We start from the raw sequence: 13,442 nt of genomic DNA on the forward strand, positions 1-13,442 counted from the left end.
TGTCCGGCTTAGCCGAAGTACCAAACCAGGGCGAAAATGCCCAAGCCGAGAACGGCTGCCCACGCCAGGTAATCCTGCAGATTGGCGGTCTGGGCCTTTGCCCCTACCCTGCCGATGTTCCTGACGGTGTAGGCAGAGCCATCCACCACTGTATCAATGCCCTTCTTGTCAAACCAGGAAGTGCGATCGCCCATACCAACAAGTGCACGCAGACCAACGGTCCGGTAAACCTCGGTCCAGATGTCATCCACCTTGGAGATCGGCCAGCACACTACGCGCATGGTGACTCGACCGATAAGGCGATACAGAATGTCGAAGTCCAGATTGAGCTTCGCGTGCGGGGTAATGATCTTGCGGGTAAAGTAGAAGGCCAGGCCGGAGAAACCGAGCAACAGGCCGGAGTTGATAACCTTGACGACAGTCCAGGGCACGAAAGCATGTTCCTCGACCGGCATAGGCAGGTAATGGTACAGCATTTCGGGATATACACCCTGTGCGATGCAGAGCAGAGCACAGATGGTCATGCCTACATACATATTCCAGGGGACAGGTTTGACCTCTCCCACATATTCTTTTTTGCCGCCCCAGAACGCGAAGTACGGGAGCTTGATACCGACGGAGATAAACGTACCGACGGCGGCTATTTCCATCCCGAGAGCCAGGAACGTGCGGTGATGCTCGGCAGCACCGGCGATGGTCATGGTTTTCGAGATAAAGCCGTTAAACAGGGGCATGCCGGAGATGGACAGGGCCGCGACCATATACAGGACCATGACCCAGGGCAGCTTGTAAGCAAGCCCGCCCAGCTTATCCAGTTTGACGGTGCCGACGGAATACAGAATTGCGCCGGTGCCCATGAACAGGAGGCCCTTATACAGGATATGGGCATACGCGTGGGCCACTGCGCCGTTGAGCGTCATGGCCGTACCGATGCCGATACCCGCCACCATGTATCCCACCTGGGAGACAATGTGGTAGGACAGAATCCTGCGAGCGTTGTTTTCCATACACGCGTACAGCACACCATAGACCGCCATGAACGTTCCGGCGATTGCCAGAACTTCCCATCCCGCAAAGCCGCGAGCCAGGACATAGACAGCCGTCTTGGTGGTGAAGGCACACATGTATACCGCACCGGCGATGGATGCTCTGGGATATGCATCGGGCAACCATGCGTGCAGGGGCACGACAGCGGCGTTGACGCAGAAACCGATCATGATCAACCAGTCGTAGAGATGTGCTTCAGCCGGATCAACACCGACAAAGGCGAAGTTTCCGGTTGCCTTGTACTTGAGCAGCAAACCTGCAAGCAGGAAGAGGCCGCCCACCGTGTGGTAAAGGAAGTACCGGAAACCGGCACCAACGGACTCTTCGGTTCGGGCCTGCCAGATCAGGAACGTGGAGCCGATGCTCATGAGTTCCCAAAACAGGAAGACCGTCAGCAGATCGTTTGCGAACACACAACCGAAACCACCGGCCACATACAGGGACCCGCAGACAAAATGTCCACGATCTTCCACATGCATGCCGTATATGGCACCGATGGTGGCGATGACTGCAAAGACCTGCCCGAAGACGATGGACAGTTTGTCCACGCGACTCACAAACAGAGCCTGATCGAGGTATTCAACCCCGAGATACTTGCCCGGTACCATCGTCATGATGGAATACAGCGCGACAAGCGGTGCTATAAGCGCCAGGGCGCCACGTATGCCTTTATTCGACCACAACCAGTTGGGGAGGAAAGGCACTACAAGTGCGAATGCAAGGAATGCAAGGGAGGGATGGATGAACATGCTAGTCTCCATAGTAGTCCTCCTTGCGTGCAATGAACGGCTGGACGATCTTCTTCATCAAGATGACCATGACCAGCCCCACGATAAGTCCGAAACCGGCAAAGAAACCGGGGTACTTATCGAGACCAAAGTGTGGATGATGCGTGACAAAAGGAACGTTGAGCACCAGCAGCAAAGCCAGCGTCACGAAGAATATGATTCTCCATACCTTCCAGTTCTCACTCCATTTGGCGAGTATCCCGCCTAAACCTTTTTGACTCATATAATCCCCCTAGAACTTGCCGAGAACTTTGACGAAGTTCAGGAATATCTGCGGATACAGACCCAAGAACACCGAGATTGTCGCTGTAATCAACAGCGGAATAACCATAGTCAGGGACGGCTCGTTGTATTGGCCAATATTCGCTTCTGGTTTGGGCGCCTTGAAAAAGGCACGATATGTGATGGGCACAAAATACCCTGCGTTGAGTGCTGTACTGAGTAACAGCGCGACAAGCAGGGGCCATTGATGCGAATCAAGCGTACCATTGATCAAGTACCATTTAGAAACGAAGCCACAGACCGGCGGCATGCCGATCATCGACAGGGAGGCGACTGCGAACGCACCAAAGGTGAGCGGCATCCTCCGTCCCAGGCCATCCATAAGGCTGATCTTTTTGAGGTGCGCGGCGACATAAATAGCACCGGCAGCCATAAAGAGCGTGATCTTGGAGAAGGCATGGTGAGCGATGTGAATGACACCACCCTGTACCGCCATATCCGACAGCATGGTCACACCGATAATGACATAGGAGAGCTGGGCCACTGTCGAGTAGGCCAGCCGCGCTTTGATGTCATCCTTGGTCAACGCGATGAATGAGGCCACGGTCAATGTGAACGCTGCGATATACGCGGTTCCGAGTCCCATGCTCAAATCACCGAGCCAGGTGCCGGGTGTTCCGACAAAGATCTGACTCATGGTCAGGAAGCCGGCGGTCTTGGTCCCGAAGGCCGAGAGCACCAGGCGACAGACACAGAAGACACCGGCCTTAACAACGGCCACCGCATGCAGCAAGGCCGAAACCGGTGTGGGCGCGACCATGGCTGAGGGAAGCCAGTTATGGAACGGCATGAGTGCTGCCTTACCGACACCGAAGATGAACAGCCAGTAGGTCAAGGTGACCAGTCTGGGATGTGCAGCTATGACGTTGGCGGAGAACATGCCGTGCTGGATGTCTGTCAGGTTGAAGTCAAGGTTACCGACCAACACGTAGGTCAGCACCATGGCAGGAAGGAGGAAGAGCTTGGAAGTACCCATCAAGTAGACAATGTACTTGCGAGCACCGATCTTGGCTTCCTCGTCCTCATGATGATAGACCAGCGGGTAGGTGAACACGGTGATCACTTCGTAGAAGAGATACATGGTGAACACGTTGGCGGACAGAGCCACGCCGATGGCACCAAAGATAGCCACCGCGAAACAGATGTAATACCGCGTCTGTGCGTGTTCATTCAACCCGCGCATGTAGCCGATGTTATAGCTGGTTACAAAGAACCAGAGGAACGGCGCGATCAGGGCGAACACCATGGAAAGCCCGTCGGCCGCGAATGCTATTGTTATTCCAGGCATGATCGTGGTGACGTGGAAGTACAGGACTTCCCCGTCCAGAACATGCGGGATCATAAAAGCCACCGAGACAAACGTCAGGAATGCGCCAATGAAGCTGACAGCTTCACGCCTGTTCTCATCCTTTCTTCCAAGGTAGATGAACAGAGGCACAAGCAGAGTGATCACCACCGGCAGAAGAATTTTACTATATATAGTTACGCCTTCCATAGCTATTCCTTCAAAGTAGTGATGTCACTGGTTTTGGCTGACTTGAAACGCTTGGCCACAACCACGATGATGGCCAGAACCAGCGTTGCCTCTGCAGCGGCAAGCCCCATGATGAACAGGGCGCCAAGCTGACCAAGTACTGCGCTGTAGTCCGTGAGCTGCGATGCAGCCACGATGGACAGACCAGCGCCGTTGAGCATCAGCTCAACCGAAATCAGCATGCCGACAAGGCTCCTGCGCTGTGTCAGCCCGAAGAGGCCCGCACACAGGAGGATCAATGCCACGATTTGATAAAGGGTCAGAGCACTCATTTATTTCTTCCCCCTCTTTTCCCAAGTCAGGAGCACTGCTCCGGACATGGCGACCATGAGGATGACCGAGATCAGCTCAAAGGGCAGGAAGTAGGAGCCAAGCAGCCCCTCGCCCAGTTGCTTGATGGTCACCTCAACAGGGACGGCGATGGACTCGACAGGTTTGGTCAGAACCAACCAGCCAAGCACGCCTGCGGGAGCGATGGTAGCCGCCAGCCCATAGACATATGTCTTCATGGGGGCCTTGCCGCCTTCATCACCGCCCTGTTCTGCCCGGGTCAGCATGACCGCGAAGAAGATCAGAACGGAAACCGCGCCAACATAAATGAGCAACTGCATGAATGCCATAAACGGCGAAGCAAGCAGCAAATACATCCCGGCCACGCCGACCAGGGTGGTGATAAGTCCCACCAGGGCGCGAACCAGGCTGCTGCTCGATACGGCGAGTATGGACCCGCCAAGAATGACGAGCGTGTACACGCAAAATGCTACTTTTGCCATGACTTCCATATTAAGCCTCCTTCTCTGCCGTGGCCGGTTTGGCCTCGGTTTTGGGAGCCGGTGCGGATAACTCCGTGGCCTGCTCCTTGAGCCGGGCGAGAAGATCGATATTCATCTCTTTCCGTGAAGTCGCGACCCAATACATATTATTGGAGAACTTCAGCGACTTGGGCGGACAGTTGTCTATGCAGTTTCCACACAGACTGCACAAGGTGTAGTCATAGGTGAACTTGGCCGGATTCTTGGGAGCCTTGGGCTTGACGACTTTCTCGCCAGCTTCCTTGGCTGCGGCCATGGCTGCTTCCTGTTCAGGCGTGGGCTTTGGAGCCTTCTGCTTGACCACTTTCAGACACTTGCTCGGACAATTGGTCACACACATCATGCATGAAATGCATTTGGGCGTGGCCGGATCCTTGGGCTTGCCGATCAGTTCGACATGCCCGCCATATGTTTCCAGATTCTCGTCGTCGATGACTTCGCGGGGATAATGGACGGTAATCAGGGGTTTGCAAAAATACTTACCCGTGATTTTCAGCCCGACCATCAGGCTCCAGCAGTCGAGAATCGGCTGTATAATATTTTCTCTGAATTTTCCCATATTTACACCTCTACAACTTCATGATCAGCGCAGTGGCCAACAGGTTGAATGTGGCCAACGGCAGCAACCATTTCCAGTTGATGTTCAACAACTGGTCAAAACGAACCCTGGGAAAGGTCCAACGAGCCCAGATCATGAAGAACAGCAGTGCGTAGGTCTTGAGAAGCATCCACCACCAACCGTCGGTATAACCACCGAAGGGATCATGGTAACCACCCAGATACAAGACGGAACAGACGGAGCACATTACAACCATGTATCCGTATTCAGCCATAAAGAAGAGACCGAAGCCCATGGAAGAATACTCAGTGTGGAAACCGGCAGTAAGCTCGGACTCGGCCTCAGCCAGGTCAAAGGGAGCACGGTTTGTTTCACCAAACATGGCTATAATGAAGATGATGAAGCCCAGCCATTGCGGCCAAATATTCCAGTTAAGGATTGAGCCGGCTTGCATGGCTGTAATTTCGGTCAAGCTAAGAGTGCCGGTCATAAAGGTAATGGCCAGTACGGTCAGCAACAGCGGAATCTCGTAAGCAACGGTCTGTGCAACAGCACGAGCCGCGCCGAGAACGCCCCATTTGTTGTTGGAGGCCCAACCTGCCAGGATGACGGCCAGCCCGTTGAAGCTGGAAAACGCCAGGATAAGCAGCAGACCGAGGTTTACGTCCATACCGATGACGGACGGACCGTACGGAATGGGCATGAAGAGTGCGAGCACCGGAATCATGGACAGGATAGGGGCAAGCCAATACAGGATTGCATCCGAGTTGTCCGGAGTCAGGAGCTGTTTACTCATGAGTTTCAAGCCGTCGATAAGCGGCTGAAGTGCGCCGTGAGGGCCGACCTCGAAAGGACCGGGCCTGCGCTGGATGTGGCCGGCGAACTTACGTTCACAATAGACCAACACCAAGGCGTTCAACCCGAGCCAGACCATGGACCCGATGACGGCGATAACCAAGTATATCAGTGTTTGTAAGAATATGCTCATTGGTTCACCCTACCTGTCGAGTTCCGGAATAATCAGGTCCAGGCTACCCAAGATAGCAACGGCATCGGCCAGAATGACGCCATTGGCGGATTCGGCAAACGCGTTCATGTTGGAGAAGCCGGGTGCACGCAGCTTGACACGATACGGAACCTTGGTTCCGTCCGAAACGGCGTACACGCCGATCTTGCCACGGCCGCCCTCGACATTGAAGTATGCTTCCCCTGCCGGCGGTTTCATGGACGGCTTGGGGGCCTTGTCGACGATGTGGCCACCTTCTGCGCTATCAAGCTGCTCAAGAGCCTGCTCGATGATCCGCAGGGATTGTTCCATTTCGGCTACGCGGACATGATAGCGTCCGGCCGAACAGGCAGAAGTCTGCGTCGGAATATCAAAGTCGAAACGATCGTAGACCGAATACGGCTCGTCTTTCCGCACATCATACGGAACGCCGGCACCACGAACGACAGGACCGGTGCAACCGTAGCGGCGACACATGTCCTGATCAATGATGCCGATGCCTTCGATGCGTCGACGCAGAATCAGGTTTTCAGTTACTAAGTCATGATACATGGGCAGTCTTTCACGGAAGTGCGGGATGAATGCTTTCATCAACTCGATACACTTGTCGTCAAAGTCCTGCTGCACACCACCGACGCGGAAATTGGAATAGGTCAACCTGGAAGCCGACGGCCTCTGCAGGATGTCCAGTATCATTTCACGATCGTCAAATGCGTACATAATGGGAGTAAACGCGCCGAGATCAAGGATATAGGCACCCCACCACAGGAGGTGGGAGGTCAGGCGGTTGAACTCGGTCATGATGACCCGCAGGTATTCTGCGCGTTCAGGTACCTCAATGCCCATAAGTTTTTCGACTGCGCCCACGTAGGCCCAGTTCCAGGCCATGGCGTGTCCGTAGTCTACGCGTCCCATGTTCGGGATGAAGCCACCCCAAGTTTGGGACTCGCCCATTTTCTCATGCATGCGGTGCAGGTAACCCAATACGGGTTCGGCACGGACGATGTATTCACCATCCACCTCGATCACGATTCGCAGTACGCCGTGTGTCGACGGGTGCTGCGGACCCATGTTGATGATCAAGGTTCCGTCCTGCTTCCCGGCCTCGAACTTCTGGGTGTAAAAATCACCCTTCATTTGTTCTAAATTTTGGTAAGCCGACATACACTCTCAGTCCGGTTTTATAGACCGACCGGTTGCCCCGGCCTACGCATCGGAGGCCTCCGGGGCCTCCGCTTCCGCAAACAATGCTTCTATTTCCTTATTACATGTGATCACTTCGCCAAGATCCAGAATATCCTTGATGGACTTGCGGACTTTGGCGGTTTTGATCAATGGATGCACATCCACATCCTCGGCAGCCATCAGAAGCGGCACGAGGTTGGGGTTGCCCTCAAAGGAAACGCCGTGGAAATCGCGGGTTTCCCGCTCATGCCACTCGGCTCCATCGAAAATAGGAGCTATGGATGGAACGACAGGGTTGTCTTTGCTGACAAGCACCCGGAGCGTGACACGCTCTTCGATAGTCCATCTATTAAAATGATAGATCACCAAAAAACCCTCTTCGACATCCAATGCGAGGACGTCTTCGAGGGAATATTCAGCTTTGTAAAGCTGCTCGGCAGCTTTGTAGACCTGATTCGGAGCCAGAAAAACAGACCATACGTGTCCTGTTTTGGCTTTATCCTGTTTTGCGACACATTGCGTCGCAACACCTTCAAGTACCTGCAACATTACTTACCCTCCACCTCGGCAGCAACAGGCCACCAACGTTTGCCGGTGATGAGACGCTGCAACTCGAAGAAGCCTTCAAGCAGACCTTCAGGTCTGGGCGGACAGCCAGGCACGTACACGTCAACGGGGATCAATGTATCCACGCCTTCGATAACGTTGTAGTTGTCCTTGATCTTGAAAGGCCCGCCGGAGATGGCACAGTTGCCCATTGCAATGACCCACTTGGGTCCGGGCATCTGTTCATACAGCCTGACAACGGCCGGTGCCATCTTTTTGGTCACGGTGCCTGCGACGATCATGACATCAGACTGACGCGGTGACGGCCGGAATACTTCCGCGCCGAAGCGAGCCATGTCGAACCTTGCCATACCGGTCGCCATCATTTCGATGGCACAGCATGCGAGGCCGAATGTCATGGGCCACAAGGACATGGACCGACAGACGTCGAAAATGTCCTGTGCCAGTTGAAGATTGACGATGGGCGGGTCCATGTGGTGCCCTCCAGCCGTCAAAATTTCCTGTTGCACTACTGAATCCTGCGCGGCCATGTAAACACCCCTTTCGCCCAAAAATAGATGACGGAAAGAATAAGAAAGAGCAGGAAGATAAAGACCTTCACGAACGGAACAACACCCTCTGCATCAGCATAGGCTGTTGAAACCGGAAACAAGTAAAGGACATCTACATCGAAGGCGAGGAAGATCAGAGCGTATACATAATAAGATACGCCCAACCTCGCCCAGGAGCTGCCATAGGGAACCATGCCGCACTCATACGGCATTCCAACATCCCCGCCCCGCGCTCTGGGAGCAAACAGCACTGCTAGGACCAAAGGCCCGACGGCAAACAGTAAGCCGGCGAGCAAAAACAAGATGATTGCAAAATGCAGCCAGTTGAAAACCATACCCCATCCTTTTGGCTAAAATTTGCTTGAAAACCCCGAAAAAAGAGCTTCTCCGAAGGTTATCGAGTTCCATGCCCGGAAAAAACGGCTAAGTCAAGCCTATCGTGATTTTTTTATCAAAGTACCCACCACATAAGTATGTAATATATTTAACTCTGCAAGCCCTCAATTCTAGACGGATATGGTTCGGAATAGCCTCTCAAAAAAATAGAGCTTAGAAGTATGGAATAGGCATTTCTCCTAAAAAAAGACGTTTCACATAGGTGAAACGCCTAAAAAAGCCTAAAATCATCGTGTAAAATGGTTCAACTTATCGAGGAATGCCACACTCCATATATGTGCCAAAATCCATCTTGCACTTTTTCTTCGCACCGTACATGGCCGCATCTGCCCTGCTGATAAGGGTGACCGGATCCTTGCCGTCATCTGGAAAAAAACTGATGCCGATGGTTGCGCCGACGATGACTTCCCGCCCATGGAGCATAAACGGCTCTGAAACGACATCAAGCAGCCCCTTGGTCACAGCGATCGCGCCTTCCTTGTCTTCAAGGCCGCACAGGATAATGCCAAACTCATCCCCCCCGATCCGAGCGAGGGTGTCGGATTCCCGGGTGCGCTGTTTTAATCGCTGAGCGACCATCCGCAACAATTCATCACCTACCTGGTGACCAAATGTATCATTGATATGCTTGAATTCATTGAGATCAACAAACAGCACTGCCACAAGGCTGTCGTACCGTTTGGCAACAGCCAGGTCATGCTCCAGTCGGTCAAAAAACTTATGCCGATTGAACACACCGGTCAGACTGTCGATTGTGGCAAGACGTTGCAACTCCAGTTCTCCGGTCTTGCGCTCTGTAATATCTTCGACAACGCCTTCTATAAAGGGCGCGCCATCATCCGGAGTGATCACATGAGAACTCTCTGAGCACCAGACAATCTCACCATCCTGCCGTTCAATACGAAATTCAAAACAGGAAACAGCCCCATCTTTAACAAGGGCGTCCTGATAACTCTGCCACTGGCTGTCATCCGTCATTATCGACAGCCGAAGGCCGGGTTTACCCACCACCTGATCGGCCGATTGAAAACCGAGAATATGGACCATGGCCGGATTGGCTTCAATGAACTCGCCATCCAGTGTGCACTGAAACAACCCTTCCACCGTTCTCTCGAAAATGGATCTGTACTTTTCTTCTGCACACCGTAGGGCTTTCTCTGTCCTCTCGTGCTCCTGAATTTCCTGTTGCAGTAGAACTCTGCGCTCATTCATTTCAAGAAAGGCTCTAACCTTACTGGTCAGTATGTTCACCTCAACCGGCCTGAACAGATAATCCACAGCCCCGGTTTCATATCCCTGCCTGACATTGTCGTCATCCTGATAAATGGCGGTGATAAATATAATAGGAATATGTCGACTGGACTCGGATTCCTTGATCTTGGTCGCGGTCTCGTATCCATTCATGCCGGGCATCTGAATATCCAACAAAATCAAAGCAAACTCATGAGACCGGACCAGATTCAGTGCCTCCAGTCCTCCTTCAGCCCGAACCACCTGGCACTCGATGTCCCTGAGCATGTGCTCGAGCAACGCCAGATTCGTCTTGGAATCATCAACTATGAGTACTTTTTGCACTGTCTTGTCCATACATCCGCCTATGCAGTTTCCCCGATCGCAACTGAAATCATGTTCAGTTGTACCACGCCCTCTGAGACGGACTCTGCTTTGATCACGAAATCAAACAAATCCAAATCCATGCACATTTCAAAATCGTTCTCGGGAGCGTCTGTCCGTGCATCGTCAAAAAACATCTCGGCACTATCCACCCCGGCCAAAAAGCTCTTTAACGTGTCAAAGCTGTTGGGATACTCTTCCAGGGCATTCTTGATGTACATGGCACACATCATATCTTCCTGTGCCCGCATGGTTCCGCCAGCCCCCATGGCCACCAGCGTCACCAGCTCCGGATCCTGCTGCCGAATATATTCCACAGTGGCCTGAGCGTTGACAAAAGAGCCGGTCAAGACCTGATCCGCATTGCACAGTGCCATCCCCTTGGTCCCCGCATTGGTGGAGTGAATCAAGGTTTCGCCCGTCAAATCAACGTCCTTCAACAACGTCGGTGAATTCTTGAGGTCAAACGCTTCAACCGGCACCCCTCTCTTTTCACCGATGACCAGCCCACTCTTGTCCGACGCCAATTCCTTGGCACGGTCGAGGGAGTCCACGGCATAGTAAGCTCCCACACCTTTGTCGAAAGCGTAACACGCCACAGTGCTGGAACGAAATACATCGATAATAACAGCCAATCCCTTGGCTCGTTCGGCCTGTGCCAGGCACTCCACTACGTTGACAATCATATACATATCCTTCGTTGTATATGGCTCTTACATATGGCCAGATACAGCGTCAACCATTTGAATGTTTTTTCCACGCATGCACAAAAACACCCACATGCATCAGAGACACCATTCCCAGAAAACCGAATCATGGCAAGCGTTTTACGTCCCCATTGACGATCTGGAATTATTATTGCAATTAAACGCCTCATGAAGAAAAAACGTGTACTCATCACCGGCGGTTCCGGCTTCCTGGGTTCGCACCTGTGCGAACGGCTCCTCTCCATGGGGCGGGAGGTCATCTGCGTGGACAACTTTTTCACAGGCAGCAAAAGGAATATCCTGCACCTGTTGGATGACCCCTACTTTGAAGTCATCCGCCACGATGTCACGTTCCCTTTATATATAGAAGTAGACGAAATCTACAACCTCGCCTGTCCCGCATCCCCCATTCATTACCAGCACGACCCGGTACAGACCACCAAAACCAGCGTACACGGCGCCATCAACATGCTCGGTCTGGCCAAGCGCGTGAAAGCCAAGATTTTCCAGGCCTCCACATCCGAGGTGTACGGAGACCCAGAGGTCCATCCGCAACCGGAAAGCTACTGGGGCAACGTCAACCCCAACGGCCTCAGAGCCTGTTATGATGAAGGCAAGCGATGTGCCGAAACCCTTTTCTTTGATTACAATCGTCAGCACGGCCTGAATATCAAGGTCGGACGCATCTTCAATACCTATGGGCCACGCATGGCCATGGACGATGGACGTGTGGTCTCGAATTTTGTTGTTCAGGCATTGAAGGGTGAAGACATCACCATCTACGGCACGGGAGAGCAAACGCGCAGTTTCTGCTATGTGGACGATCTGGTTGACGGCATCGTCCGCTTCATGGAAGACACTCCCGACGATTTTATCGGGCCGATGAACCTGGGCAACCCCGGCGAATTCACCATTCGGGAACTGGCCGAGACCGTCATCGAGCAGGTGGGCTCAACATCGAAAATAGCCTACAAGCCACTGCCCTCCGATGACCCACTGCAACGCAAACCGGATATCACCCTCGCCAAACGCACCATCGGCTGGGAACCACAAATCGACATCGTGACCGGGCTTGCCTCCACCATTGATTTTTTCAAGGGGTACCTCAAAGCATAAAAAAAGAGCCGGAGCTTTTGCTCCGGCTCTTTCATTTTTTCATAGTCATTACGGCTACTTGGAGACGGCTTCCTCGATCATCGCGATATACGGCTCAAGACCGGCCACAATATCGGCAGGCCACTCGAACGGTTCCGGCTTGTCTTCCTCGGCCACACGCTGCACCAAGGCTGCCATGGCCGGGACATCGGCAGGATCAGGAAACACCCATTTGGACGGCAGGAAATAGGCACTCCCGTTCAATGAACTGGAAAGCACCTTGCACCCGCAGGCCAAGGCTTCAAGAGCAGCGTTGGAGCAAGCATCATAGAATGTCGCGAGCACGAAGATGTCCACGGCACGGTAGAAATCAGCCATGTCATCCACCCTGCCAAGAAAGCGCACCCGCTTCTCCACACCCAACTCGCGTGCCTGACGCAGATACTTGTCCGGGTTCCGCCCCCCGGCAACGCCCAACACGTAGTTGTCCGGCAAGAGAGCCAGCATATCCACGAGATGACGTATGCCCTTCAAGGCGAAATTGGTGGCCGCCGTACCAATGACGATTTCATGCTCATCCACTTTGGCAGTTGCCCGCAACCGAATACGCTCCTGTTCGCCAATGGGCGAAAAACGTGTCAGATCAGGACGATTATATACAACATCAATATCGTCCTTGTTCAGATGCGGGTGCGCCTCCACCAGCCACTCTCTGACAAGATGGGACACTGCCACGATACGCGGCGTCCGCTTCAGGCGCATTCGGTCAAGGATATGGATAACCCAGTTGCCCGGTGAACAGCGACGGCGAAACATCTTGAAGGAACGGGCAAACCCCGCAGGCCAGGCGCGCTTGGACAATTCCCAGAACTTGGTGATTGGCCCACCGCCGATACGCAGGACATCCTGGTTGACGGTCTTGCCCATACCGAAAACCAGATCATAGTTCCCCTTCTTGCAGGCCTGATCGGCAGCATAGGCAAACCAGAGAATCTTGACCCAGCGAAAGGCGCCGAAACGTCCAAGGACAACCGGACGCACCCCTTCGGGCGGTTCGGTTTCGCAACGGGCGCAGATGAAATCCACTTCATGACCGCGTGCCGCCAATACTTCGCAGAGACGCCAGGCAAACGACTCGGCCCCGCCGTAGCGGCTCAGCCTCGGCATGGTCACTGCCAAACGTGCTTTTTTTATACTTTTTGCCATAGGGATACCGTCTTGTATGATTTTTATTGCTTTGACAAGCGGCAGTGTTGCCCTGCCTGCCAAAGCAGACTATAACTACGAGAAATTCAGGGA

The 13,442-nt window shown here is 53.3% G+C and carries 15 protein-coding genes; 1 reads left to right on the forward strand and 14 read right to left on the reverse strand.

The window, feature by feature from the left end; genetic code table 11:
* Window positions 1-8 precede the first annotated feature (8 nt).
* The 13 genes from SRBAKS_RS04325 to SRBAKS_RS04385 all read right to left on the reverse strand — a co-directional run bounded on the left by SRBAKS_RS04325 (window position 9) and on the right by SRBAKS_RS04385 (window position 11,027).
* Window positions 9-1,808, reverse strand: a complete 1,800-nt coding sequence (locus SRBAKS_RS04325) for a Na(+)/H(+) antiporter subunit D (RefSeq protein ID WP_229594023.1) — start codon at window positions 1,806-1,808, stop codon at window positions 9-11.
* Complete coding sequence (locus tag SRBAKS_RS04330) at window positions 1,798-2,058, reverse strand: hypothetical protein (protein ID WP_229594025.1); 261 nt, start codon at window positions 2,056-2,058, stop codon at window positions 1,798-1,800. Before SRBAKS_RS04330 ends, SRBAKS_RS04325 begins: the two co-directional genes overlap by 11 nt.
* A 9-nt stretch (window positions 2,059-2,067) precedes the next feature.
* Complete coding sequence (locus SRBAKS_RS04335; RefSeq protein WP_229594027.1) at window positions 2,068-3,612, reverse strand: monovalent cation/H+ antiporter subunit D family protein; 1,545 nt, start codon at window positions 3,610-3,612, stop codon at window positions 2,068-2,070.
* A gap of 2 nt (window positions 3,613-3,614) precedes the next feature.
* Window positions 3,615-3,923 carry an NADH-quinone oxidoreductase subunit NuoK gene (gene nuoK / locus SRBAKS_RS04340; protein ID WP_229594029.1) on the reverse strand — a complete coding sequence of 103 codons (309 nt, stop codon included), beginning with the start codon at window positions 3,921-3,923 and terminating at the stop codon, window positions 3,615-3,617.
* Entirely contained in the window at window positions 3,924-4,433 is a 510-nt protein-coding gene (locus tag SRBAKS_RS04345) for an NADH-quinone oxidoreductase subunit J family protein (protein WP_229594031.1), read from the reverse strand.
* A 1-nt stretch (window position 4,434) separates the two neighbouring features.
* Complete coding sequence (locus tag SRBAKS_RS04350) at window positions 4,435-5,022, reverse strand: 4Fe-4S dicluster domain-containing protein (protein ID WP_229594033.1); 588 nt, start codon at window positions 5,020-5,022, stop codon at window positions 4,435-4,437.
* Between the two features lie 10 nt (window positions 5,023-5,032).
* Complete coding sequence (gene nuoH / locus SRBAKS_RS04355; protein WP_229594035.1) at window positions 5,033-6,010, reverse strand: NADH-quinone oxidoreductase subunit NuoH; 978 nt, start codon at window positions 6,008-6,010, stop codon at window positions 5,033-5,035.
* Window positions 6,011-6,019: 9 nt separating this feature from the next.
* Complete coding sequence (locus SRBAKS_RS04360; RefSeq protein ID WP_229594038.1) at window positions 6,020-7,192, reverse strand: NADH-quinone oxidoreductase subunit D; 1,173 nt, start codon at window positions 7,190-7,192, stop codon at window positions 6,020-6,022.
* A gap of 42 nt (window positions 7,193-7,234) precedes the next feature.
* A complete protein-coding gene (locus SRBAKS_RS04365; protein ID WP_229594040.1) occupies window positions 7,235-7,762 on the reverse strand; it encodes an NADH-quinone oxidoreductase subunit C in 528 nt (175 codons plus the stop codon).
* A complete protein-coding gene (locus SRBAKS_RS04370) occupies window positions 7,762-8,310 on the reverse strand; it encodes an NADH-quinone oxidoreductase subunit B (protein ID WP_283816525.1) in 549 nt (182 codons plus the stop codon). The genes SRBAKS_RS04365 and SRBAKS_RS04370 overlap by 1 nt, the downstream gene beginning before the upstream one ends.
* A complete protein-coding gene (locus SRBAKS_RS04375) occupies window positions 8,289-8,666 on the reverse strand; it encodes an NADH-quinone oxidoreductase subunit A (RefSeq protein WP_229594042.1) in 378 nt (125 codons plus the stop codon). Before SRBAKS_RS04375 ends, SRBAKS_RS04370 begins: the two co-directional genes overlap by 22 nt.
* A gap of 310 nt (window positions 8,667-8,976) precedes the next feature.
* Entirely contained in the window at window positions 8,977-10,314 is a 1,338-nt protein-coding gene (locus tag SRBAKS_RS04380; RefSeq protein WP_229594044.1) for a diguanylate cyclase domain-containing protein, read from the reverse strand.
* A gap of 8 nt (window positions 10,315-10,322) precedes the next feature.
* Window positions 10,323-11,027, reverse strand: coding sequence for a 2-phosphosulfolactate phosphatase (locus tag SRBAKS_RS04385; RefSeq protein ID WP_229594046.1), 705 nt, complete (start codon window positions 11,025-11,027; stop codon window positions 10,323-10,325).
* A 189-nt stretch (window positions 11,028-11,216) separates the two neighbouring features.
* Between SRBAKS_RS04385 and SRBAKS_RS04390 the strand changes: the two genes are divergently transcribed.
* On the forward strand, window positions 11,217-12,164 hold the full coding sequence (locus SRBAKS_RS04390; RefSeq protein ID WP_229594048.1) for a UDP-glucuronic acid decarboxylase family protein: 948 nt from the start codon (window positions 11,217-11,219) through the stop codon (window positions 12,162-12,164).
* 54 nt (window positions 12,165-12,218) lie between these two features.
* Here the strand turns inward: SRBAKS_RS04390 and SRBAKS_RS04395 are convergent, their stop codons facing one another.
* A complete protein-coding gene (locus SRBAKS_RS04395) occupies window positions 12,219-13,349 on the reverse strand; it encodes a glycosyltransferase family 4 protein (RefSeq protein ID WP_229594050.1) in 1,131 nt (376 codons plus the stop codon).
* Window positions 13,350-13,442: the final 93 nt, after the last annotated feature.

Origin of the sequence: Pseudodesulfovibrio sediminis, assembly GCF_020886695.1 — a bacterium.
Lineage (GTDB): Bacteria > Desulfobacterota > Desulfovibrionia > Desulfovibrionales > Desulfovibrionaceae > Pseudodesulfovibrio > Pseudodesulfovibrio sediminis.